Source organism: Mesorhizobium sp. BR-1-1-10, assembly GCF_020165595.1.
GTDB lineage: Bacteria > Pseudomonadota > Alphaproteobacteria > Rhizobiales > Rhizobiaceae > Mesorhizobium > Mesorhizobium australicum.
The window spans coordinates 224138-243904 of record NZ_JAIUIL010000010.1; the positions used below are offsets into that span (position 1 = coordinate 224138).

A 19767-nucleotide genomic window follows, 5' to 3' on the forward strand; every position below is an offset into this window, starting at 1 on the left:
GCGACGATTGCAGCGCGGAGAAGCCTATGCCGTCTGCAACGCCCTGCGTGGCAGCGGCGGGAAGGCGATCGCTATGCCCGCGGCACCCAGGCCGATAAGCGCCGAGCCGATGAACAGCCAATGGTAGCTGGCATAGGCGTCGAAGATCATGCCGCCGGCAAGCGGCCCCAGCGCCATGCCGAGGCTGGAGAGCATGGTGGCGGCGCCGAATACGGTGCCGAGGATGCGCTGGCCGAAATATTCGCGCGCCAGCACCGCGTAGAGCGGCATGACGCCGCCATAGGTGGCGCCAAAGATGACGGCCAGCATATAGAACTGGTCGAGCTGGCTGATCGAGAGATAGGCGGCAATGACGATCGCCTGGATCGCCAGCCCGGCGATCAGCACCGGCTTCACCCCGAGCCGGTCGGCCAGCACGCCGTAGAGCAGCCTGCCGCCGAGGCCTGCCAGACCCTCGACACTGTAGATCGAGACAGCGGCCATCGGGGCGACGCCGCACAGCATGGCGTAGCTGACCATGTGGAAGATCGGGCCGGAATGAGCCGCGCAGCAGGCGAAGAAGGTCAGCCCCAGCACGATGAATTGCGGCGAGCGCAGCGCCTGGCCGACCGTGAGGCCGGCGCCTTCGGCGGCTCGTGATGCGGCGGCACCCGAGGCGACAGGCTTCGGCGGCTGGCGCACCAGAAGCACGGCGGGCAGCAGAAGCACCCAGGCCAGAATGCCGATGTCGAACATGGCGCTACGCCATTCGTAGGCGGAGATCAGCCAGCGGGCGAGCGGCGAGATCGTCATCGGCGCCACGCCCATGCCGGCCGAGACCAGCGATACGGCCAGTCCGCGATTGGTGTCGAACCAGCCTGACGTCAGCGCGATCATCGGCGCGAAGAAGGCGCTGGCCGCGAGCCCGACGAGCACGCCATAGGTGATCTGGAAGGTGAGAAGCGAACCGGCGCGGCTTGCCAGCACCAACGCCAGCCCGAGCAGCACGGCGCCGATCGTGACGACGATACGGGCGCCGAACCGGTCGGACAGGGCACCCCAGGCGAAACCGCCAAGGCCCATCACCAGGAAATTGAGTGTCATGGCGCTCGAAATGCCCGCGCGCGACCAATTGGTATCGAGCGCCATGGGTTCGAGAAAGATCGCCAGCGAAAACATCGTGCCGATGGCGACACAGGACATCAGCGCGCCAGCCGCGACGATGACCCAACGGTAGGAATGGTTCATGGTTTTCTCCCATGCCGGAACGCGGTCTTGTGGTGGCACGGTCCAGCTTCGCCGTGCCCTTGCGTCCGAAGGACGCCGGCACCAGCGCCCATCCTACAATCCGGTTGCATTTTTTATCCAGTCTGGACGTTAGGGCTTTGACGGATACAGACCCTTGGATTTGCGCTGGCTTGTCCTAGATCGGCAGTTCCGATGTGTATTTGATCGTCTGGCTCGGTACGTCGGTCTTGACGTTCTGCACGCCCTTGATGCGGCTGAGATGCTCCGACTGGAAGCGCCGGTAGTCATCGATGCCGGCGGCCACGACACGCACCATGGCGTCGCAGTCGCCGAGCATGAGATAGCACTCCATCACTTGCGGCAGCTTGGCGACCTCGGTGGCGAAATGTTCGATCGTGTCCTCGTCCTGTGCCTTCAGCCAGATGCGGGTGAAGAAGGTGAGGCCCTTGCCGATGCTGGCCGGATTGATCACGGCGACATAGCGGTCGATGATACCGGCTTCCTCCAGGAGCTTGACGCGCCGCAGGCAAGGCGAGGGCGACAGGCCGACCTCATTGGCCAGATCATTGTTGGGCATGCGGCCGTCTCGCTGCAAAGCCCGCAGGATGCGTTTGTCGATGTCGTCAAGCTTCATGGCGTTGAATTCCATTTTCCTGCGGCTTCGTAACAGTGGATGCCAAAATCTGACGAAAGACAACAATATTCGCAAGCAAATTGCGAAGAGCTGTAGGTATGTTTTGCCCCTGACACCACGGGATTTTCAAACGCAGGGCAGGGCGGCTGTGGGGCCGCCGAATGGCAGGGTATGAGCATTTCACAGGCAGTCGAGACGGTCGGCAATGGTTCGGGATCGGAGTTTCGCCGTGGCGTGGCATCCTGCGCGCCGGTGCTGCTCGGCACCATCCCCTATGCGCTGGTGCTTGGCGCCCAGGCCGTGCAGAAAGGGCTGAGCACGGTCGAGTTGTCCATGATGACGGGGCTGAACTTCGCCGGCGGCTCGGAATTCGCGGCGGTCCAGCTGTGGATGTCGCCGCCGCACATCCTGCTCATCGTCGCCATCACCTTCCTGGTCAACAGCCGCCATCTGTTGATGGGAGCGGCGCTCGCGCCGTTCCTGCGCGACCTGCCGCGGCGCAAGGTGTTTCCGGCGCTGTTCTTCCTATGCGACGAAAGCTGGGCGCTGGGCCTGGCCGACGCCAAACAGCGCGCCGCCGCCGGTGTCGCACCGGCCTTCAGCCCGCGCTATTACATGGGTGCCGCGCTGGCGATGTATCTGACCTGGGTAGCCTTCACCACGCTGGGCGCCTTGCTCGGCCCGATGCTGGGCCATGTCGAGATCTACGGTTTCGACATGGCGTTTCCGGCCGTCTTCCTGGTGCTGATGCGCGGCATGTGGAAGGGCGTCGCGGCGGCGCGGCCCTGGCTTGTCAGCCTGGCCGTCGCGGCGCTGGTCTACCTCTTCGTTCCCGGCGCCTGGTATGTCGCGGCCGGCGCGGTGTCGGGGCTGGCCGCGGCCTGGCTGATGGCGGGTGATGCATGATCGACGCAGCGACCCTTCTCACCATCGTGCTGATGGCCGGCGTCACCTATCTGACGCGGATCGGCGGCTATGTCGTGCTGCGCAACCGCGTGCTCAGTCCCCGCGCCACGGCAGTGATGGAGGCAGCACCCGGCTGCGTGCTGATCTCTGTCATCGCGCCGGCCTTCGTGTCGCGCAATCCCGCCGATCTCGCGGCATTGGCCATCACCTTGGTCGCCGCGACACGGCTTTCCATGCTGCCAACCGTGCTGATCGGGGTCGCTTCGGCCAGCCTGTTGAGGCATCTGATCGGCTAGAACGAAAAAAGCAGGCGCGAACGCCTGCCTTTGACAAACCATGGACCGAGAGTCTTACGCTGCAGCCGCGACATCACGGCTGGCGGCAACCAATGCATCGACCGTGGCCGTAGCCTTGGCGAGCGCGGCATCCACCGCGTCAGGTCCCTTGGAGACGCCCTCGATGCGGATGACGTCGACATCGGTCATGCCGATAAAACCGAGCACGCTGCGCAGGTAGGGGACGGCGTGATCGAACTGCACGGCCGCACCTTCGGAATAGATGCCGCCGGAGGCCAGCACGATGTAGACCTTCTTGCCGGTGACGAGACCCTTGGGGCCGTTCTCGCCATAGGCAAAGCTCTTGCCGGAGCGGGCGACGTGATCGACCCAGGACTTCAACGTCGAGGAGATGTTGAAGTTGATGAAACCGGTGGCCAGGATCACCGTGTCGGCGGCGAACAGTTCGTCAAGCACGACATCGGAAACGCCGACCACTTCGGCCTGGCGCGGGGTGCGGGCATCGGCCGGCGTGTAGATGCCGGTCGCATAGTCGGCATCGATATGCGGCAGCGGGTTGGCGACGAGGTCGCGCACGACCAGCGTGTTCGACGGGTCAGCGGCGAGAAGCTTCTGGGCGAACTCGGTGGCGATGCGGGTCGAGTGCGAGGCAGCGCCGCGCGGGCTCGAGGTGACGAGAAGAATGGACATAGCGGGTCTCTCCAGTGGGATGAATTGTCCCGCCATATATGGGGCATCGACCAATCAGATAAACTGGTATATTTTCGATACGATCCATCCATAAAGTAGATACAACGATGCAGCCCAACCCGACCCTCGACCAGCTCCAAATCCTTGTCGCCGTTGCCGATACCGGCAGTTTCTCGGCAGCCGGCCGCAAGCTCAACCGCGCGCAATCCGTCATCAGCTACGGTATCGCCAATCTCGAGGCGCAGCTCGGGCTGAAGCTTTTCGAGCGCGAGGGCACGCGCGAGCCGCAACTGACCGAGATCGGCCGGGCGATGCTGGAAGACGCGCGGCGCATGATTGGCGTGCTGCAGCGCATGCGCTCGCGCGTCGACGGGCACCATCACGGGCTGGAGGCCGAGGTGGCGCTGGCGGTAGACGTATCATTGCCTTCCCCCGTGCTGGTGCGGGTGCTCAAGGCATTCGAGGCGCGGTTTCCGACCGTGATGCTGCGCCTGTATATCGGCACGCTCGGTCTCATCCCCGATCTTGTCGTCAGCGGACAGGCCGATCTCGGCATTGGCGGTCTGCTAGGCGATGTCGACGTGCATCTCGTGCGCATCGGCTTCATGTCGCTGGTGCCGGCGGCAGCGCCCAATCATCCGCTGGCCCTGCTGCCGAAGCCGGTGGCGCTCGAGGATGTGCGCGAGCATACGCAGCTTGTCGTGATCGACCAGTCCGAGCGCACCAAGGGACGCGATTACGGCGTCTTCGCCTACCGCACGTGGCGACTGACCGACATGCGCACCAAGCACATACTGATGCGCGAGGGGCTCGGCTGGGGCGGGCTGCCGCGCTGGCTGATCGCCGACGACCTGGCCAGCGGCCGCCTGGTGGAACTCGACCTCGAACCCTACAAGGAAGTGAGTTCGCCCCTGTTTGCCATGCACCGCAACGATCGCAGTTCAAAGCCGGCGGCGGCCTGGTTGATCGACCGGTTCAAGCGCGGGCTCGGCTGCTTCAACGAGTTCGAGCCGGGCGAGGTGCCCGAAGAGGAGCCGGACACCGACGGTGATGCGAACGCCGGCGGCTGAATCCTGGAACTCAGCCGAAAATCATTCGATCTGCGTCACCCCGGAAACCACGAGCTGCGCCGTACGGGCGGTCAATTTTCCGCATTTGCGCAGTGTCGGTTTTTCATAGGTCCTTTTCATGTGTCCATCCCAAATGTGAGCCCGCAAGGTGGGTGAGCCAGCCACAACGGGATTGGACGGTTTCGGTTGCCTCGCCATTGCATTCTCCGCTGCGTACAAGGACACGATCACCTGCCTTTCGGAGACTGTTGGGGAACTCCACGCTTCACAGCCGGTCGCGATAATGTCCTTCCACTTTGCTGGTCGTCGCGAAACCAATGTGTCGACCTCCATCTTCTGGTCGCCTCCCATCGCTAAGCCCTGCCGGACCAACGGCACGCGCCTCAGTCGGACTTTCCCAAACCTTTCAGGATAAAGCGAATCTGCTCGCGCAGGCCAGCTTCGTCATCTTCGCCGTGTCGAAGGCGGTGCTCGATCAGAATCGGGTGGAAAAACGGCGTGAAGGCGGTCTTGACCGCGCGCGCTGCTTCCACTGGATCTTCGACCTTGAATTCCCGTGTTTGGATGCCCTCGCGGATAATCGCTTCGAGGATCGTTACCACCCGCTCGGTATGCGCCTTGATGATCGCGCAGTTGTTTTGCATGGCGGCGACAATCACCTCGTGCATGCGCCTTTCCTTGACCAGTGTGGTCTTGCTGTGATGGTGCATCGCGGTCAGGAGTTGGTCGAGTTTCTCCGGGGCCGGCGCGCTCGTGCATGCGATCGCAGAGGCGATCCCGGCGACCTCGTTGACGACCCGCCCGCAGACGGACTCGATGATCGCACCCTTGGAGGGGAAGAAACGATAGACGTTTGCCGTGCTCATGCCGAGTTCGGAGGCGATATCAGCCACCGATGTCTTATGGGTGCCGAGGCGGCGAAACTGCTCGTCCGCCACAGCCAGGATGCGCGCGCGCATCTCGTCGGGATCAGTTCGTGTTCGAACTGGACGGTTCATGCATGTCTCCAGAATTGATGAAGCGAACCGGCCGGATCGCGTGGACGATCGTCTGTAAGCGGCAAGTTCGTGCCGTTGGCCTGTGTCCAGGCAGAGCCAACGGGCAAGAATTCGAACCGTCTCCTGCGACAACGGAGCCCTACTCGGCCGCCATTGCTGCCGGCACTTCCGGTTCCTCCGTTGAATTCTCCTGGACCTCATCCGTGGCCGGCTTGATCCGGAACCACGCGACGTAGAGTGCAGGGAGGAACAGCAGGATCAGCACCGTGCCGGCAGCCGTGCCGCCGATCAGCGTGAACGCCATCGATCCCCAGAAGACGGAGTGCGTGAGGGGGATGAAAGCCAGAACGGCGGCAAGTGCGGTCAGGATCACCGGCCTTGTGCGTTGCACCGTGGCCTCGATGACCGCCTGATAGTCGTCAAGACCGGCGGCACGGTTCTCCTTGATCTGTTCGGTCAGGATCAGCGTATTGCGCATCAGGATACCCGCCAGGCCTATCAGGCCCAGGATGGCGTTGAATCCGAAAGGCTGGTTGAAGGCCAGCAACATCGGTACGACGCCAACGAGACCGAGAGGTGCCGTCAGCATGACCATCGCCATCGTCGAGAAGGATCGCACCTGCAGTATGATGACGATCAGCATGGCGGCGAGCATGGCCGGAAAGACCTTGCCCAGCGCTGTGTTGGCCTTGGTTGCCTCCTCGATCGATCCACCCATTTCGATGCGATAGCCGGCAGGCAGGGATTGAATCAGCGGCTGAAGGGCCGTCATGATCTGCTTGGAAACCTCTGGAGGCTGGGTCGCCTCATTGATGTCCGAGCGGATCGTGATGACGGGTGTGCGATCGCGGCGTTTCAGGATCGGTTCTTCCAGACGAACTTCGGAGTGACCGATCTGGTCGAGTGGAATCTGGCGGCCCTCCCGGCTCATCAGCGAGAAATCCGCCAGGCGCGATGGATCCAGCCGCTCGCCGCCGGCGCTGCGTGCCACGATGGGGACATTGCGAATGTCCTCGCGGACCTGCGTGACCGGGATGCCGGTGAGGAGGAACTGGAGCTGCTGGGCTACCTCCGCCGGCGACAGGCCGATGAGGTTCAGTCGATCCTGATCCGGGATGAAGCGCAGTACCGGCGTGCGATTGCCCCAGTCGCGATTGGCCTGCCGCACGTCCGGCACGCCGCGCATGACCTCGAGGGCTTTTTCGGAGATGGCGTACAATTGCGCGGGATCAGGCCCCATGACTCGGAACTCGACCGGGAACGGCGTGTAGGGTCCGAACACGAGTTGCGTAACGCGGATGTTCGCTTCGGGGGCAAGCCCTGTCGCAACCGCTTCACGCAGCCGGTGCTTCAAGGCCTCGCGCGCCTCCGCGTCCGGTGTCAGCACGACGATTTTGGCGAAGGCTGGATCCGGCAGTTCCGGCGCCATGGCAAAGAAAAAGCGGGGAGCGCCCTGGCCGACATAGCTGGTCACGATTTTGGCCTCCGCCTGGCCGCCAAGCCAGTGTTCCAGCTTCTCGACCGTGGCGGTTGTGGTCCCGATGCTGGTGCCCTCCGGCAGGCGAACCTCGACCAGCACTTCGGGACGGTCGGATGTCGGGAAGAACTGCTGCTTGAGACCGCTCATGCCGACAACCGAAAGTGCGAAGACGATGCCAACGGCAGCGCAGGTCACGAACTTGTGGCGCACGGCAAAGATGATGAGCCGGCGAAGGCGCCGATAGTTCGGTGTGTCGTATATGGCGTGAACGCCGCCTTCGACCGGTTTGATCGAGGGCAGCATCTTGACGCCCATATAAGGGGTGAAGATCACCGCGACGACCCAGGAGACGATGAGGGCGAACCCCACGACCCAGAAGATGTTGCCGGCGTATTCCCCGGCCGTCGAGCGCGCGAAGCCCACCGGGAGGAACCCGGCGATCGTCACGAGCGTGCCTGAGAGCATCGGCGCCGCGGTGTGGCTCCACGCGTAGGCCGCTGCCTTGATGCGGTCCATGCCCTCTTCCATCTTCACCACCATCACCTCGATGGCGATGATGGCGTCGTCAACCAGAAGGCCAAGTGCCAGGATAAGCGCGCCCAGCGTGATGCGGTCGAAGAACCGACCGGTTTCCAGCATGATGAGGAACACGACGGCGAGCGTCAGCGGGACAGCGGCCGCCACGACGATGCCGACGCGCCAGCCGAGACTGAGCAGGCTCACCAGGAGCACCACGCCGAGCGCCATCGCGAATTTGAGCATGAACTCGTTGACCGACGAGCCGATGTTCACCGCCTGGTCGCTGACCTTGGCCAGCGTCATCCCGAGCGGCAGCGTTTGTGCGATCGCCGCGGACCTCTCCTCCAGCGCCTTACCGAGTTCAAGACCATTCCAGCCCTCCTGCATCACCGCCGCGAGCATGATGGTCGGCTCGCCCTGGTGACGGATGACGTAGGTGGCAGGATCCTCGTAGCCGCGCCGGACCTCGGCGATGTCGGAGAGCTTCAGCGTCCGTCCCGCGGCGACGATCGGTGTGTCGGCGATCGTCTGGACACTGTCATAGGCGCCGTCGACCCGGATGAAGACCTGCGGCCCCTCTGTGTCGATCGAGCCCGCCGGTGTGACGGTATTCTGCCGCTGCAAGGCGGCAACGATATCCTGCGCCGACACGCCGAGGGTTGCCAACTTGGCATAGGAAAACTCGACGAATATCTGCTCGGGACGTTCGCCGAGGATGTTGATCTTCTTGACGCCAGGCACGTGCAGAAGGTCCTGGCGAATGGTCTCGGCTTGCCTCGCGAGTTCCCGCATAGGCAAGCCCTTCGCCTTGAGGGCGTAAAGAGCGAAACTCACATCGGAATATTCGTCGTTGACGAATGGGCCGAGCACGCCGGGCGGCAGGTTGCGGGCTTCATCCCCGAGCTTCTTGCGGGCCTGATAGAACTCCTCCTGCACGCTGGATGGCGGGGTGCTGTCCTTCAGCGTAAGCGTCAAATAGGCATAGCCTGGCCGTGTCGTCGTTTCGACCCGGTCGTACCAGGTCAACTCCTGAAGTCGCTTCTCCAGCGGTTCGGCGACGAGGTCCTGCATCTCGCGCGCCGTCGCGCCCGGCCATACCGTCGTGACCGTCAGGGTCTTGATGGTGAAGTTGGGATCCTCCGCACGTCCAAGCATGAGGAAAGCGTAGGCGCCGGCGGCGACAAGCAGAATAATGAAGAAAAGGGTGACGGCTCGCTCGCGAACGGCGATCGCGGAAAAATTGAGGCTCATCAGTTGCTCCTGTTTTCAGAGGCAGTCCTGACGCGAGCGCCTTCCTGCAGGAGATGAGCACCGAGCGAAACAATCGCATCGCCCGAGCTCAGCCCAGAGATCACGGCCGTTTCGCTAGTCACACGAACAAGCTTGACGGCCCGAAAGTGTACGGTCGAGCTTGCGCCGTCCAAGCTCCAAACGCCGGTCTTCTGGCCATCGTCCAGCACAGCTCCGAGCGGCACCTGGACTTCCGTTTGACTGGCCTGGCTTGCAAGCCGGATGGTTACCGTCGCGCCAAGCGGTGCTGCCGCGGCCTCACCATCGAGCACATAACGGGCCTCATAGGTACGAGTCTGGGGATCGGCGGCGTCCGACAACTGCCGGAGATGCGCCGTAAAATGCCGCCCATCGGCCCCATACAAGCCCGCCTCGGCTACGGAGCCGATCGCCGGCCGGATCGTTTCGGGAAGCGCCACCACCGCTTCGCGGGGGCCAGCCTGGGCGATCCGAACAACTGTTTGGCCGGCGGAAACGACCTGTCCCGGCTCGCCAACCGTTTCGACGACCGTTCCATCGGCGTTCGCGTCCAAGACGGAATAGGCCGCCTCGTTTTCCGCGACCTTCGCTTCCGCTTCGGTGGCGGCAAGCTGTGCAGTCGCGGTATCGAGTGCTGCCTTCGCCTGCTCGTAACGCTGCGGGGTTGCGGCCAACTCCTTCTTGACCAGAACCGCATAGCGCTTCTCGTCCGCACTGGTCTGAACCAGGACAGCGCGCGCAGCCGCGACAGCGTTGCGCTTGGCGGTGAGGGCAAGGGCAAGATCGGTATCATCGATCCGCAGCAGCGGTTGGCCCGCCTTGACCTGTTCGCCGACATTTACAAGGCGCTCGATGATCTTGCCGGGTACGCGAAACCCAAGATTGCTCTGCACCCTCGCGGCAATTGTACCCGTGAAGCCGCGTTCGGATCCTGTCACCGCCACTGCCGTCACGAGTCTGACGATCGGTGCTTCCTGCCTCGGGTCAGCCACGACGGCGGCTGCCTGTGTGCGAATGGGAAGCGTGACGAATGCAGCCACCCCAAACCCCGCGACCAGAACGCTCCCCAGCCCAATAATGAGTTTCTTTTTCATGCCCATCGCCTTCTGTGAAAATAGATTGCATTCGTACTCTATAACTGATATAGATTATGAACGCAATCAAAAAAGGAGACGAATGATGCGTGTGACTCGCAGCCAAGCTGAGCAGAACCGGCAAACCGTGATCGATGTAGCGAGCCGGCTTTTTCGGGAGCGCGGATTCGATGGCATCGGCGTCAAGGATCTGATGGAGGGCGCCGGGCTGACCCAAGGCGGGTTCTACAAGCAGTTCGCGTCCAAGGACGACTTGGTCGCGCAGGCGTCCAGACGGGCATTGGAAAGCGCTGCGAACCGATGGTCGGCGGCGGCCGCGGCGAGCCCTGAGGATCCGCTTGGCGCCGTGATCGACTTCTATCTCAGCACGGGGCATCGCGAGGAAAGGATGGACGGCTGCCCGGTGGTTGCGCTTGGCTCGGATGCTGCCAGGCAAGGCGCCGAGGTGAAGGCATCATTTGAGGCCGGCATCCGAGAATACCTCGAGATGCTGGGCTCATGGGTTGGCGAGGCGGACGGCGACGCGCCCGGCGGTAAAGCCATGGTCGTTCTCTCGACAATGGTCGGCGCGGTCGTCCTCTCGCGCGCCGTCAATGATCCCGACCTCGCGAAGGCTTTTCTGAGTGCCGCCACCGCTCAGGTTCGCGAAGCCGTCGCGGCTTGAAAGCCGCACGCGCTGGCCAAGTGATAGGAGAATAGATGCGACGGATCGTTGTTACGGGCATGGGAGCGGTCACGCCGCTCGCGGCCAACGTCGAAGTGTCCTGGTCGCGCCTGCTAGCCGGCCGTTCGGGGCTTGGAAAGCTTCCGGACGACATGGTGGGGGACCTGCCGGCGAAGGTCGGCGGAATGGTTCCTTCCTTGCTGGAAGACCCCGAAGGTGGCTTCGATCCAGACACCGTCCTGGCGCCGAAGGACCAGCGCAAGGCCGACCGCTTCATTGTCTTCGCGCTGGCGGCTGCGGGAGAGGCGCTTGCCAAGGCCAGGTGGAACCCGGTCTCGGACGATGACAGGGCCCGCACCGCGACGATCATCGCTTCGGGTGTCGGAGGATTTCCCGCGATCACCGAAGCGGTGCGAACCGTCGACCTGCGCGGTGTTCGGCGTCTCTCACCGTTCACGGTGCCGTCGTTCCTGGTGAACATGGCGGCGGGACAGATTTCGATCCGATATGGGTTCAAGGGTCCGCTCGGCGCGCCGGTGACGGCCTGCGCGGCCGGCATCCAGGCGATCGGCGATGCGGCGCGTCTTATCCGCGCCAACGAGGCCGACATCGCGGTCTGCGGCGGAACGGAAGCCTGCATCAATACGGTCAGTCTCGGCGGCTTTGCCGCGGCACGCTCTCTTTCCACGTCCTTCAATCATCGTCCTGAGGAGGCCTCCCGCCCGTTCGACATGTCGCGCGACGGCTTCGTCATGGGCGAAGGCGCCGGCATCCTGGTCATCGAGGCATTGAGCCACGCGCTTGCGCGCGGCGCCAAACCGCTCGCCGAACTGGTCGGCTACGGCACGACGGCGGACGCTTATCACATCACCTCCGGCCCCGAGGATGGCGACGGTGCGCGCCGGGCCATGGAGATCGCGATTGCCCAAGCCGGTATTTCGGCACGGGAGGTCCGCCACCTCAACGCGCACGCGACCTCCACGCCAGTCGGCGACTTGGGGGAAATCGCCGCGATCAAAAGGGTCTTCGGAGAAGATTTCGGCATAGCCGTCAGCGCAACGAAGTCGGCGACCGGCCACCTGCTTGGCGCCGCCGGCGGGCTTGGGGCGATCTTCACGGTCCTGGCGCTCAGGGACCAGGTCGCACCGCCAACCCTCAATCTGAGCGCCCCCGATCCGGCAAGCGACGGGATCGACTTCGTCGCAAACCACGCCCGGCCGATGGAGATGGATTACGCGATTTCCAATGGCTTCGGCTTTGGCGGCGTGAACGCCAGCGCATTGTTCCGGCGCTGGACGGACTAGCCGCGGCTTGCGGCAATCGTGATGTCCTGGTCGGGCAGTGGCAGCCGGCGACAAGTTTACGCATGGCGACATCGTCGCCCCGCACCCGGGCGATGACTGCACGATACATTCGCGGGGGCACTTCAGGCGCGCGACAGTCCGTCTATCAGCGCCGTCAGCACGGCACGGTAGTCTTCGCCCGACGCACCGACCTCGATGGCGAGCGCCGCGCGGTCGAAGGCGGCGGCAAGCAGCGCGGTCAGCGCTTCGAGCGGCAATCTTTTCATCGACTGCGTCCGCATCGCCGCGACAAGACCCTCGCGCAGCGAGCGGTTGCCGTGGCGGTTGTCGATCGCGTCCATGGCGGTGCGGCCGAGCACGGCGGGGCCGTCGAGCAGCAAGAGCCTCGTGCGGCCGGGCGCGCGCATGGCCGTGAGATAGGCATCGGAACCGGCAATCAGCGCATCGCGGGCGCTGAGCGAAGGCGGGGAGGCGCGGTCAATCTCTCGCGCCACCGCCGCGGCTTCCTGTTCGACCACGGCGGCGAAAAGCGCCTGCTTGTCGGCGAAATGGTGGTAGAGCGCGCCGCGCGTCACGCCAGCGGCGGCAACGATCTCCGGTGTGCCGGTCTCGGCATAGGATTTTTCGGTGAACAGTTTGCGCGCCGCCGCGATCAGGTCGGCGCGCGTTGTCTCTGTGCGATCGCGGTTGGAACGACGCGCGGATTCCTGTTGCATACATGCAGCCTGTATGTTAATTCAATTTACATGCAGACTGTATGTTAGTTGACGGGAGAAGGAAAGATGAAGACGACGAGCTACTATCCGGTGCTGATGACCGGCGATGTCGCCGGCACGGCGGCCTTCTATGTCAGGCATTTCGGTTTCCGGCCGTTGTTTGAGAGCGACTGGTACGTGCATCTGCAGTCGGTGGACAACAAGCGCGTCAATCTCGGCATCGTTCAGGGCGACCACGAGACGATCCCCGAGGAGGGGCGGGGGCGGACTTCCGGGCTGCTGATCAATTTCGAGGTCCGCGATCCCGATGCGATCCATGACCGGATCCTTGCTGCCGGCCTGCCTATCCTGCGAACGCTGCGTGACGAGCCTTTCGGCCAGCGCCACTTCATCACCAAGGATCCCAACGGCGTGCTGATCGACGTCATCAAGCCGATCCCGCCCAGCAAAGAGTTCCTGGCGCAGTATGCGCAAGGCGCCGCGGGCTTGAACGGCAGCCTCAGCCCGCCCGTGCCACCGGGGTCACCGTCACCTGGCTGACGCCGGTGCGGCGCACCACGGTGCACAGCGTCTCGCGGCCGATGCGCTCGGCGTCGAGCATGCGCACGAGGTCGTCGACGCCGGTCACCGGGCGGCCGTCGATTGCGGCGATGATGTCGCCTTCCCTGAGACCCGCGCTGGCCGCCGGGCCGTCCTTCTCGACGCTGCGCAGCCGTACCGCCGTGCTGGTCGAGACCTGCGACAAGAGAGCCGCGCGCCGCGGCAGGTTTACCGTGTCGGCGGAGACGCCAACGAAGGCGCGGCGCACGCGGCCGAAGCGGATGATCTCGGAAATGACGAAGTTCGCGGTGTTGGAGGCGACGGCGAAGGCGATGCCTTGCGCGCCATGGATCATGGCGGTGTTGACGCCGATAACCTCGCCGGCCGACGAGACCAGCGGACCACCGGAATTGCCGGGGTTGAGCGCGGCGTCGGTCTGGATGACGTCGTCGATCAGCCTGCCGGTCGAAGCCCGCATCGAGCGGCCGAGCGCCGAGACGACGCCCGAGGTGACGGTCCATTCGAAGCCCAGCGGATTGCCGATGGCAATCGCGATCTGGCCGCGCCGCAGCCGCTTGGAATCGCCTAGCGGCGCCACGTCGGCGAAGCTGCCGTCAGCGCGCACCAGGGCGATGTCGGTGTCGGGGTCGCGGCCGAGCACGCGGCCTTCGCTGGAGGCGCCGTCCGGCATCGAGACGCGTACCGTCCTGGCGTCACCCACGACATGGAAATTGGTGACGACCAACCCGTCGGGCGCGATGACGAAGCCCGAGCCATGGCCGCCCGGCCCCCCGATGCGCTCGATGCGGCAGACAGCCGGGCCGATGCGGTCGACAGCGTCGGCAACCGTCGTCGAATAGGCGTCGAGCAATGTCTCGTCCGGTTGGAATTTTGGCGCGGCGAGGGCCATGGGGGCTCCGTGTTTTCAGGCTTGATCGTGACTATATGTGCGGAGCGGCCGGAACCGCCGCGACCTGACCAGATGGCCAGTCGAACCCGCAACTAGCCGTCAGGCGAGTACCTCCTGGCGTACTGCCGAGCGATATCTGGGGCATGAGAAAACCCAGGAGATCATCATGAGCGACTTCAATCTGAATGCATTTTCCGATGCCATCGCCGATATCGCCGCCAAGGCGACGCCGGCAACGGCAAGCTTCGCCACGTATCATCACCGCACGGCGAGCGCCTTCCACTGGGGCGACGGCTATTTCGTCACCGCCGAGGAAGCCGTCGAGGCCGGCGAGGAGATCGAACTGACGCTGGCCTCCGGCGAGACGGCGAAGGCCGAACTGGTCGGCCGCGATCCTTCGACGGGCGTCGCCCTGCTGAAGCCCGCGGATGCGGCCACCGCGCCTGTCCTCGATAGAGCCAGCCCCGTTCGGCCTGGCAATATCGCCATAGCCATCGGCAGCAGCCAGGGCTCGGTGCTGGCCGTGTCGGGCTCGGTCGGCGAAGTCGGCCCGGCCTGGCGCTCGATGCGCGGCGGCACCATCGACCGGCGCATCAACCTGGCTGTCGGTGCCGGCGGCCGATTCGAGGGTGGCCCGGTGCTGGACGCCAAGGGCGCGCTGATCGGCATGCTTCTGTTCGGCCCGCGTGGCCGCGCGCTGGTCATGCCCTATGAGACGATCGAACGCGCGGTGGCGACGCTGCGCGAAAAGGGTCATGTCGCACGTGGTTACCTCGGCGCCGGCCTGCATCCGGTACGCGACCGCGACGCGCGTGGCGCAATGGTGATGAGCCTCGACGACAATGGCCCGGCCAAGGCCGCTGGCCTCTCGCTCGGCGACATCATCGTGGCGTGGAACGGCGAGGCCGTGCATGGTCCGCGAGATCTGATCCGCCGGCTCGGGCCCGACAGCGCCGGTGCTTCGGTGAAGCTGGGTGTCGTGCGCGGCGGCGAACAGCGCGACGTCGTGCTGACGATCGGCGAAAAGCCGCTGAGCTGAGAGGACGGATGGAAAGCGACACGCTGATAAGGCCTGAGGTGGCGCGCGGCGAACGCCAGCTCGTGGTGCTGATCGCACTGCGCGATGCCGTGCGCGCCGAGCGCTTGTCGGCTTCGCTCGCCATGGCCGACGATCTGCTGCCGGTCGTGGCCGGTGGCGGGGTCGCCGATGTCGCCATTGTCGATGACGCCGTCGCCAACAGCGCGGCCTCTGTCGATCGAGCCGGCGTCGGCGGCAGCACGACCCCAAAGGTACTGCTTTCGGACCGCGCGGGCCGGCCGCAAGGCCAGGTTTTTGCGGTGCTGCCGTTGGCCGCGGATGCAGCTTTGATCGCCGCTGCCGTCAGGCTGGCCGCCGCCGGCTACCGGGTGTCCGGCGAAGGGCGTTCGATGCCCGATAGGCATGAGGATTTCGACCGCGGTGACGCGGCCAATGGGGATGGAAGCCATAGCGGGTTGTTCGGCGAGGAAACGGTCGACGATGGCGCCGCCGCCCGGCCAGCGCTGTCGCCGCGCGAGGCGGAAGTGCTGGCGCTGCTGGCCGAAGGGGCGCCCAACAAGGTGATCGCGCGGCGGCTCAACATCTCCGTCCACACAGCGAAGTTCCATGTCGCCGCGATCCTGATCAAGCTCGGTGCCGCCAATCGTACGGACGCCATCGCGATCGCGATGCGGCAGGGGCTGGTTCTGGTTTAGGAGTGGATGTCGGGCAAGTCTGACGATTATCTTCAGAGGTCGGCGCTGCCGCTCATCCGCCTACCGGCACCTTCTCCCCGTATAATGACAGGGAGAAGGGAGTTGCCGCGACCTCGGCGCTCCTTTTGCAAAGGTGATGATTGGCGAAGTCCGCGATGAGAGCGTCTTTCTCCCCGTCACTATACGGGGAGAAATGCCCGGCAGGGCAATGAGGGGCGGCGCGACGGTGCGGACGAAGTATCCGTCAGCTGCTCGGTATTTCGAGTTCATCGTAACCGAGTACTTCGTCTTCGGTCATTGGGCGGTCCCGATGAGGTATCCGGCCTGCTTGCTCTGAAATTTCCATCAGCCTCGCGATCAGGTCAGACTCGTTTTGCTGAGAAGTCAGGTGTTCGCGAGCAGTTTCGTTTTCGAGGCTCTGCCGGATCGCTTCGGTCACCGGCACACCACGGCTCTTGGCAAGTTCTCGGGCCAACCGCTCCACTTCGACATTCTTGATGAACAAAGCCATTTGGTGATCTGCCATCCGGTATGGAATCATACGCCAAATCGGTTTCGGCGCCACGTCGTTTGCAGCCGACAAGGCACGGTACCCTCCGCTACGTCACCATCGCGTCGCACCACAAGCTCTTGTATCCCGCTCTGGCGCGCGCAAGGATCGCGACACAAGACAATCCAGGCGGAGGAAAAATGTCGCTCAAGGGAAAGACGCTGTTCATCTCCGGCGGGTCACGTGGCATCGGGCTGGCGATCGCGCTGCGCGCCGCGCGCGACGGCGCCAATGTGACGATCGCCGCCAAGACGACGGAGCCGCATCCGAAACTGCCGGGAACGATCTACAGCGCCGCTGAAGAGATCGAGCAGGCCGGCGGCAAGGCACTGCCGGTGCTATGCGACATCCGCGAGGAGGCGCAGGTGGCCGAGGCGGTCGGCAGAACCGTCGAGAAATTCGGCGGCATCGATATCTGCGTCAACAATGCCAGCGCCATCCAGCTTACCGGCACGCTGGAAACCGACATGAAGCGCTACGATCTGATGCATCAGATCAACACGCGCGGCACCTTCCTGGTGTCCAAAATGTGCATTCCACACCTGAAGTTGGCGAAGAACCCTCACATCCTGAATCTGGCGCCGCCGCTCGACATGAAGGCCAAATGGTTCAAGAACCATGTCGCCTACACCATGGCCAAGTTCGGCATGTCGATGTGCACGCTGGGCATGAGCGCGGAATTCGCCAGGGATGGCATCGCGGTCAATTCGCTGTGGCCGATCTCGACCATCGACACGGCCGCGGTACGCAACCTTCTGGGCGGAGCGACGGTCGCGGCGATGAGCCGGTCGCCGGACATCATGGCCGATGCCGCGCACGCGATCTTCATGCGGCCGTCGCGCGAGGCATCAGGCAATTTCTACATCGACGAAGAGGTGCTGCGCGCCGAGGGCGTCAGCGATTTCTCGGTCTATGCGCCTGACGCAACCGGACCGCTGGCCGGAGACTTTTTTGTGCCGGATGAGGTGTTTGCCAGGACGGACAGCAAGATCAGGAACATCTACTGAAGGGGATCCTGCCGCCGCCGCTTGCTTTCAAAAAGGACTCGACATCGAACGGCTCCGGTTCACCTGACTGGCCGCCCTCGTCGATTGCCCGACGAAGCCGCTCAAGCCTCTGATCGCCGTTTTCTTCTGTAGGCATCAAGTGGATATGAAAGCAAAAAACCCCGCCGGAGAGGGCCGGCGGGGCTCAATGCGTCCCGCTGGAGTCGGGACGGGGCAGGGAACGCCCAGTCAGGAATCTGGGGTGCGAAGCCCGGTGATTCAATGACCCGGCTCTAGGGGTCTGTACAATTCTTGTTGACCCGAGCCGTGCCGTCCGCAGTCTGTCCCATCCCGGTTGACCGGGATGGGACCTTGTTGCCGACCTCGTTCCAGAAACCACTGCAAGTGGCTGGAAACGCAGGTCAGTTGTTGCTCGCCACCGGCGCCACGAGCGAGGTGATGCGGCGGATGGCGACGCGCCGGTTCTCGCGGTTGGGCGCCGAGGTGTCGACCTTCAGATACTCCTCGCCATAGCCCTGTGTCGTCAGGTTCTCGGGCGGGATGCCGAAGGCGTTGGTCAGCGCTTCGGCGACCGCTTCGGCGCGACGGTCCGACAGAGCAAGGTTTGCCTCGGGCGTGCCGACGGCGTCGGTGTGGCCCTCGATCAGGAAGGTCTCGGCCGGGTTCTTTTTCAACAGCTTCTCCATGGCGTCGGCGACACCCTGGAGCTTCTGTACCTCGGTGTCGGAGATCGAGGACGAGCCGAATTCGAAATTCAGCGTGTCGAGGTCGATCCGCCGTGCAATGTCACGCACGCGGGCCGAACGCTTGACCTCGTTGATCGAATACAGACGCTGCACTTTCTCCACCGGCGGCTGTTCGAGGAAGGTGTAGTAGTCGTCGGGACTTTCGACATCCTCGGAATCGAGGATGTAGTCCCGGCGCGGGATGGTCAGCCGCATCGGCGGCAGGTCATCGCCGGGATCGCGCCAGTCATCTTCGTCCTGGTAGCTGCGCTCGTCGACATAGCTCAGCACATATTCGCGACCGTCGGGCGCGATGCGCGACCGCTGCAGGATGTCGCCGTAGCGGTTGCGTATGGTGACGATCCGGAAGCCATTGTCGCGCTCGACCGTCTCGCGCGTGCGGCCTTGCGGCAGGTCCTCGTAGTAGACGTCCTTGGCGCCGCGGGTCAGGCGCGGGCGATCGTTGCTTTGGACGAACGTCTGGTCGTTGAACTGGACGATCACCCGGTCGCCGATTTCCTTGAGCACGTCGACGCCCTTGGGCCGGCGGCGGTCACGGATGTCCTCGTCAGGCGCGCGCTCGAGCCGCTTGCCCTTCTCCTGCGTCACCGGGACGATTTTTTCCGTCTTGATCGCCTCCTGGGCGGCTCTGTCGTCGGTTGGAGGCGGACCCTGATCCACCGGCGCCACTACCGGCTTCCGGCCCTGGTCACCGCCCTGCTGGGCATTCTGCCCACCATTCTGCTGCCCGCCGTTCTGCTGTTCGCCATTCTGGTTGGCGGGCTGGGTGGCCGGGTTCCCGCCGCCCTGGCCGTTCTCGCCGCGACCCTTGCGCCTGGCATCCTTCTGGCTGTCGAGGATGGGGGCGGCATTCTTGTCGGCGGGGGCTTCGCCCTGAACCGGGTTCTCGCCCTGGACAGGCGCGGCCTTCCCATTGGTAGCGGCCCCACCGGTGGCGGGCTGCTCTCCCGTCGCCGGCTGTTCGCCGGTGGTGGGCTGCCTACCGGTCTGCGGCTGTTCGCCGGTCGCGGGCTGCTCGCCATTCGCCGGCTGTTCGCCAGCCGGTTTCCTGCCGTGCTTCTTCGTCTTGTCCTGGGATTGCTCGCCCTGGGCGGGAACCTGCTCGCCGGCGGGAGGGGATTCAACCTTCGGCGTCGCTTCGCCGGCAGGAGCCTGCTTCGGTGTCGGAGCGGTCTCCGGCACGGCGGCCGGCGCCTCTTTCTGCTGGTCCAGCTTGTGTTTCCTGCCAGGCTTGGTCGGCTGGTTGTCGTTGGCAGGGGCGGCCTCGCCGGCGGGCGCCTGCTCGGTCTGCTGCTGCTGGTCGCGCTTCTTCCTGCGCGGCTGCTGCTCGTCGGTTGCGGGCGCGGCCTCGCCGGCGGGCGCCTGCTCGGTCTGCTGCTGCTGGTCGCGCTTCTTCCTGCGCGGCTGCTGCTC

General features: G+C 64.3%; 20 protein-coding genes. 9 read left to right on the forward strand and 11 right to left on the reverse strand.

Going from position 1 to position 19767, the window contains the following annotated elements; all coding sequences use genetic code 11:
* Positions 1-24: 24 nt before the first annotated feature.
* Positions 25-1227: an MFS transporter gene (locus LB555_RS22430; RefSeq protein ID WP_015316227.1), complete on the reverse strand. Its 1203-nt coding sequence runs from the start codon at positions 1225-1227 to the stop codon at positions 25-27.
* A gap of 175 nt (positions 1228-1402) precedes the next feature.
* On the reverse strand, positions 1403-1861 hold the full coding sequence (locus LB555_RS22435; RefSeq protein WP_224683782.1) for an Lrp/AsnC family transcriptional regulator: 459 nt from the start codon (positions 1859-1861) through the stop codon (positions 1403-1405).
* 171 nt (positions 1862-2032) lie between these two features.
* Between LB555_RS22435 and LB555_RS22440 the strand changes: the two genes are divergently transcribed.
* Both LB555_RS22440 and LB555_RS22445 read left to right on the forward strand, forming a co-directional pair.
* Positions 2033-2767: an AzlC family ABC transporter permease gene (locus tag LB555_RS22440; RefSeq protein ID WP_224683783.1), complete on the forward strand. Its 735-nt coding sequence runs from the start codon at positions 2033-2035 to the stop codon at positions 2765-2767.
* Positions 2764-3063, forward strand: a complete 300-nt coding sequence (locus LB555_RS22445; protein ID WP_015316230.1) for an AzlD family protein — start codon at positions 2764-2766, stop codon at positions 3061-3063. Before LB555_RS22440 ends, LB555_RS22445 begins: the two co-directional genes overlap by 4 nt.
* Before the next feature lie 54 nt (positions 3064-3117).
* Here LB555_RS22445 and LB555_RS22450 read toward each other — a convergent pair whose 3' ends face one another.
* A complete protein-coding gene (locus LB555_RS22450; RefSeq protein WP_015316231.1) occupies positions 3118-3753 on the reverse strand; it encodes an FMN-dependent NADH-azoreductase in 636 nt (211 codons plus the stop codon).
* Between the two features lie 107 nt (positions 3754-3860).
* On the opposite strand from LB555_RS22450, the gene LB555_RS22455 reads away from it, so the two are divergent.
* Positions 3861-4823 carry a LysR family transcriptional regulator gene (locus LB555_RS22455; protein ID WP_224683784.1) on the forward strand — a complete coding sequence of 321 codons (963 nt, stop codon included), beginning with the start codon at positions 3861-3863 and terminating at the stop codon, positions 4821-4823.
* A 383-nt stretch (positions 4824-5206) separates the two neighbouring features.
* Here LB555_RS22455 and LB555_RS22460 read toward each other — a convergent pair whose 3' ends face one another.
* From LB555_RS22460 to LB555_RS22470, 3 genes are all read right to left on the reverse strand, one after another.
* Positions 5207-5821 (reverse strand): TetR/AcrR family transcriptional regulator, encoded by a 615-nt coding sequence (locus LB555_RS22460; protein WP_224683785.1) that lies wholly within the window; start codon positions 5819-5821, stop codon positions 5207-5209.
* A gap of 139 nt (positions 5822-5960) precedes the next feature.
* Positions 5961-9071: an efflux RND transporter permease subunit gene (locus tag LB555_RS22465; RefSeq protein WP_224683786.1), complete on the reverse strand. Its 3111-nt coding sequence runs from the start codon at positions 9069-9071 to the stop codon at positions 5961-5963.
* On the reverse strand, positions 9071-10183 hold the full coding sequence (locus LB555_RS22470) for an efflux RND transporter periplasmic adaptor subunit (protein ID WP_224683789.1): 1113 nt from the start codon (positions 10181-10183) through the stop codon (positions 9071-9073). Before LB555_RS22470 ends, LB555_RS22465 begins: the two co-directional genes overlap by 1 nt.
* Before the next feature lie 85 nt (positions 10184-10268).
* On the opposite strand from LB555_RS22470, the gene LB555_RS22475 reads away from it, so the two are divergent.
* Together LB555_RS22475 and fabF are read left to right on the forward strand one after the other, a co-directional pair.
* The gene (locus LB555_RS22475; protein WP_224683803.1) at positions 10269-10847 is read left to right on the forward strand and encodes a TetR/AcrR family transcriptional regulator; all 579 of its coding nucleotides are present in this window, start codon (positions 10269-10271) and stop codon (positions 10845-10847) included.
* Between the two features lie 35 nt (positions 10848-10882).
* Positions 10883-12151, forward strand: coding sequence for a beta-ketoacyl-ACP synthase II (gene fabF, locus LB555_RS22480; RefSeq protein ID WP_224683790.1), 1269 nt, complete (start codon positions 10883-10885; stop codon positions 12149-12151).
* A gap of 122 nt (positions 12152-12273) precedes the next feature.
* On the opposite strand, the gene LB555_RS22485 is transcribed toward fabF, so the two are convergent.
* Positions 12274-12867 (reverse strand): TetR/AcrR family transcriptional regulator, encoded by a 594-nt coding sequence (locus LB555_RS22485; RefSeq protein WP_224683791.1) that lies wholly within the window; start codon positions 12865-12867, stop codon positions 12274-12276.
* A gap of 66 nt (positions 12868-12933) precedes the next feature.
* Between LB555_RS22485 and LB555_RS22490 the strand changes: the two genes are divergently transcribed.
* Positions 12934-13407 (forward strand): VOC family protein, encoded by a 474-nt coding sequence (locus LB555_RS22490; RefSeq protein ID WP_224683792.1) that lies wholly within the window; start codon positions 12934-12936, stop codon positions 13405-13407.
* Here the strand turns inward: LB555_RS22490 and LB555_RS22495 are convergent.
* Positions 13367-14317, reverse strand: coding sequence for a S1C family serine protease (locus LB555_RS22495; protein WP_224683793.1), 951 nt, complete (start codon positions 14315-14317; stop codon positions 13367-13369). The genes LB555_RS22490 and LB555_RS22495 overlap by 41 nt on opposite strands.
* Positions 14318-14483: 166 nt before the next feature.
* On the opposite strand from LB555_RS22495, the gene LB555_RS22500 reads away from it, so the two are divergent.
* Together LB555_RS22500 and LB555_RS22505 are read left to right on the forward strand one after the other, a co-directional pair.
* Complete coding sequence (locus LB555_RS22500) at positions 14484-15356, forward strand: S1C family serine protease (RefSeq protein WP_224683794.1); 873 nt, start codon at positions 14484-14486, stop codon at positions 15354-15356.
* A gap of 8 nt (positions 15357-15364) precedes the next feature.
* The gene (locus tag LB555_RS22505) at positions 15365-16051 is read left to right on the forward strand and encodes a response regulator transcription factor (RefSeq protein ID WP_224683795.1); all 687 of its coding nucleotides are present in this window, start codon (positions 15365-15367) and stop codon (positions 16049-16051) included.
* Positions 16052-16295: 244 nt separating this feature from the next.
* Here LB555_RS22505 and LB555_RS22510 read toward each other — a convergent pair whose 3' ends face one another.
* Positions 16296-16562 carry a type II toxin-antitoxin system VapB family antitoxin gene (locus LB555_RS22510; RefSeq protein ID WP_224643878.1) on the reverse strand — a complete coding sequence of 89 codons (267 nt, stop codon included), beginning with the start codon at positions 16560-16562 and terminating at the stop codon, positions 16296-16298.
* A 179-nt stretch (positions 16563-16741) separates the two neighbouring features.
* Between LB555_RS22510 and LB555_RS22515 the strand changes: the two genes are divergently transcribed.
* Entirely contained in the window at positions 16742-17608 is an 867-nt protein-coding gene (locus LB555_RS22515; RefSeq protein WP_140713831.1) for an SDR family oxidoreductase, read from the forward strand.
* On the opposite strand, the gene LB555_RS29495 is transcribed toward LB555_RS22515, so the two are convergent.
* Together LB555_RS29495 and LB555_RS22525 are read right to left on the reverse strand one after the other, a co-directional pair.
* Positions 17592-17744: a type II toxin-antitoxin system ParD family antitoxin gene (locus LB555_RS29495; protein ID WP_140713833.1), complete on the reverse strand. Its 153-nt coding sequence runs from the start codon at positions 17742-17744 to the stop codon at positions 17592-17594. The two genes, LB555_RS22515 and LB555_RS29495, sit on opposite strands and share 17 nt — an antisense overlap.
* Before the next feature lie 265 nt (positions 17745-18009).
* Positions 18010-19767 (reverse strand): OmpA family protein (locus LB555_RS22525; protein WP_224683796.1); only part of this gene is annotated, 1758 nt, incomplete at its 5' end.

Bases quoted from the DNA above. Each gene is read 5' to 3' on its own strand.
- LB555_RS22430 (WP_015316227.1), bottom strand. From the start codon at position 1,227: ATGAACCATTCCTACCGTTGGGTCATCGTCGCGGCTGGCGCGCTGATG.
- LB555_RS22435 (WP_224683782.1), bottom strand. From the start codon at position 1,861: ATGAAGCTTGACGACATCGACAAACGCATCCTGCGGGCTTTGCAGCGA.
- LB555_RS22440 (WP_224683783.1), top strand. From the start codon at position 2,033: ATGAGCATTTCACAGGCAGTCGAGACGGTCGGCAATGGTTCGGGATCG.
- LB555_RS22445 (WP_015316230.1), top strand. From the start codon at position 2,764: ATGATCGACGCAGCGACCCTTCTCACCATCGTGCTGATGGCCGGCGTC.
- LB555_RS22450 (WP_015316231.1), bottom strand. From the start codon at position 3,753: ATGTCCATTCTTCTCGTCACCTCGAGCCCGCGCGGCGCTGCCTCGCAC.
- LB555_RS22455 (WP_224683784.1), top strand. From the start codon at position 3,861: ATGCAGCCCAACCCGACCCTCGACCAGCTCCAAATCCTTGTCGCCGTT.
- LB555_RS22460 (WP_224683785.1), bottom strand. From the start codon at position 5,821: ATGAACCGTCCAGTTCGAACACGAACTGATCCCGACGAGATGCGCGCG.
- LB555_RS22465 (WP_224683786.1), bottom strand. From the start codon at position 9,071: ATGAGCCTCAATTTTTCCGCGATCGCCGTTCGCGAGCGAGCCGTCACC.
- LB555_RS22470 (WP_224683789.1), bottom strand. From the start codon at position 10,183: ATGAAAAAGAAACTCATTATTGGGCTGGGGAGCGTTCTGGTCGCGGGG.
- LB555_RS22475 (WP_224683803.1), top strand. From the start codon at position 10,269: ATGCGTGTGACTCGCAGCCAAGCTGAGCAGAACCGGCAAACCGTGATC.
- fabF (WP_224683790.1), top strand. From the start codon at position 10,883: ATGCGACGGATCGTTGTTACGGGCATGGGAGCGGTCACGCCGCTCGCG.
- LB555_RS22485 (WP_224683791.1), bottom strand. From the start codon at position 12,867: ATGCAACAGGAATCCGCGCGTCGTTCCAACCGCGATCGCACAGAGACA.
- LB555_RS22490 (WP_224683792.1), top strand. From the start codon at position 12,934: ATGAAGACGACGAGCTACTATCCGGTGCTGATGACCGGCGATGTCGCC.
- LB555_RS22495 (WP_224683793.1), bottom strand. From the start codon at position 14,317: ATGGCCCTCGCCGCGCCAAAATTCCAACCGGACGAGACATTGCTCGAC.
- LB555_RS22500 (WP_224683794.1), top strand. From the start codon at position 14,484: ATGAGCGACTTCAATCTGAATGCATTTTCCGATGCCATCGCCGATATC.
- LB555_RS22505 (WP_224683795.1), top strand. From the start codon at position 15,365: ATGGAAAGCGACACGCTGATAAGGCCTGAGGTGGCGCGCGGCGAACGC.
- LB555_RS22510 (WP_224643878.1), bottom strand. From the start codon at position 16,562: ATGGCTTTGTTCATCAAGAATGTCGAAGTGGAGCGGTTGGCCCGAGAA.
- LB555_RS22515 (WP_140713831.1), top strand. From the start codon at position 16,742: ATGTCGCTCAAGGGAAAGACGCTGTTCATCTCCGGCGGGTCACGTGGC.
- LB555_RS29495 (WP_140713833.1), bottom strand. From the start codon at position 17,744: ATGCCTACAGAAGAAAACGGCGATCAGAGGCTTGAGCGGCTTCGTCGG.